Origin of the sequence: Bacteroides sp. MSK.20.12 (assembly GCF_019052435.1) — a bacterium.
GTDB classification, from domain to species: Bacteria; Bacteroidota; Bacteroidia; order Bacteroidales; family Bacteroidaceae; genus Bacteroides; species Bacteroides xylanisolvens.
The window spans coordinates 1-1,804 of record NZ_JAHQVH010000094.1 but is presented as its reverse complement, the minus strand read 5'-3'; the positions used below and the strand labels follow the sequence as shown (position 1 = coordinate 1,804).

Annotated in this window: 3 protein-coding genes; all 3 read left to right on the top strand. The window is 35.6% G+C overall.

Translation table 11 applies throughout. The features are described 5' to 3' along the window. The first annotated feature begins 382 nt into the window (after positions 1–382). The 3 genes from KTR06_RS24275 to KTR06_RS24265 all read left to right on the top strand — a co-directional run bounded on the left by KTR06_RS24275 (position 383) and on the right by KTR06_RS24265 (position 1,678). Entirely contained in the window at positions 383–676 is a 294-nt protein-coding gene (locus tag KTR06_RS24275) for a nucleotidyltransferase family protein (RefSeq protein WP_004313487.1), read from the top strand. After that, on the top strand, positions 660–1,064 hold the full coding sequence (locus tag KTR06_RS24270) for a DUF86 domain-containing protein (protein ID WP_004313488.1): 405 nt from the start codon (positions 660–662) through the stop codon (positions 1,062–1,064). Before KTR06_RS24275 ends, KTR06_RS24270 begins: the two co-directional genes overlap by 17 nt. Before the next feature lie 179 nt (positions 1,065–1,243). Continuing rightward, the gene (locus tag KTR06_RS24265; protein WP_008641052.1) at positions 1,244–1,678 is read left to right on the top strand and encodes a DUF6078 family protein; all 435 of its coding nucleotides are present in this window, start codon (positions 1,244–1,246) and stop codon (positions 1,676–1,678) included. Positions 1,679–1,804 lie beyond the last annotated feature (126 nt).

Sequence of the window (1,804 nt, the reverse complement as noted above, 5' to 3'; positions counted from 1 at the left end):
AAAAACGAGCATCGATAGCACGCTTTCGATAAGTAGCCAATATATCTTTCTTCAATTTCAGCCCTTTAAGTATAGAATTATACATTTGTAATGTCTTCCCGGCACGTATAAAAAAATCGCTACATTTTTCTGTTAGCCGAGGAAACGCACAATCGCACACCACAAAGGCGTGCTACGTTCCAATGACATAAGGTACAAATACTTTTCGGAAAATAACAAGAGAGAGTCATAAATGTTTAGGAAAAATCAAGGACACAGGATTCTTTATCGCTTGTCACTATTTTCTAACATACTACAAATCAGGTCAAGTTATAGTCTCTAACTTTTCTTTATATCAAAATTATTGCTACCTTTGTTCCTATAAACAGAATATAAATAGAAAATGAAAACAACTGCTGAGATACTTGATATATTACGCGATTTCAAAGCACACTATGCTGAGAAATACGGAATAATTACTTTAGGGTTGTTTGGCTCTGCCGCCAGAGGAGAGCATGATGAAACAAGTGATATTGATATTTGTATAAAATTACAAGAGCCTAACTATTTTACGATACAGGACATAAAGGAAGATTTAGAAAAAATATTCCGTACAAAAGTGGACATCATCTCACTAGGGGCTATCATGCGCAATTTTTTCAAGAAAAGTTTAGAAGAAGATGCGATCTATATCTAAAGAAAAAATAGTAGGCATGCTGCATTTCGTTGAAGAACAAAGCTCTTTTATAGAAAGAACAACGAAACATCTAAATTCATACCATGACTTTTTAATCTCTGACTCTGCCATGGTCCTATTTAATTCTACTTGCATGTGCCTTCAAACAATAGGAGAAACAGTGAGGCAAATAGACAATCTTACAGAAGAAGCATTGCTAGTCGAAAATTATAAAGAAATTCCTTGGAAACGAATTATAGGCTTACGCAATATATTATCCCATGAATATGCTGCTATCGACCCCGAAGCAATATTCAATACCATAAAAATAGGAATTCCACCTCTATTAGCCACTATAAATAGCATTATTGCAGACATAGAAAACGGCAAGCATAACTCTTTATTTTAAAACAGTAATTTATCTAGCAACTCTGTTCTGTTTGTCTACGTCTCTTAGTATTCATTAATAGCTTGGTGCAGCATACCATTTCTTCCATTTTCATTCGTCTATTCCGGAGATTTTTCGTAAGTTTGCCACCAGTAAACAGAATATGAAAACAACAACAAACTATAAAAGCATTGAGAATCATGAACCAAAAAATTGACTTTAATGACATTCCTAAGAATTATCTATACTGCACCCACAACAAATGTCCGCGCCGCAATGAATGCCTACGCCATCAAGCGACACTCTGTATACCGCAAAATGTTCCTGATTTCCGAACAGTCAATCCCAACCACATAATAGGAAACGAGAATAACTGCAGATTTTTCAATCCATACTGCACTTCACGCTTTGCATGCGGAATTGACCATATATTGGACAACATACCATATTCTACGGCTATCACCATCCGCAAAGAATTATATTCTTTGATGGGGCGCAGTATGTTTTACCGCATCCGCAACAAAGAACGGATGCTACATCCTGACGAACAAAAGCAGATTACCGCCGTCTTTCTAAAACATGGTATCGAAAACAAACCTGAATTCGACAAATATATCGATTTATTCGATTGGTAAAACCTTTATCAGAAATGCTATAAAATTGCCGTTTCCAGACATTCTGACAAGGAGTAATACTCACGCCTATGAGAAAAAATACTCATACCAATGGGAATATATTCCCATTGGTATGAGTATTTTTTC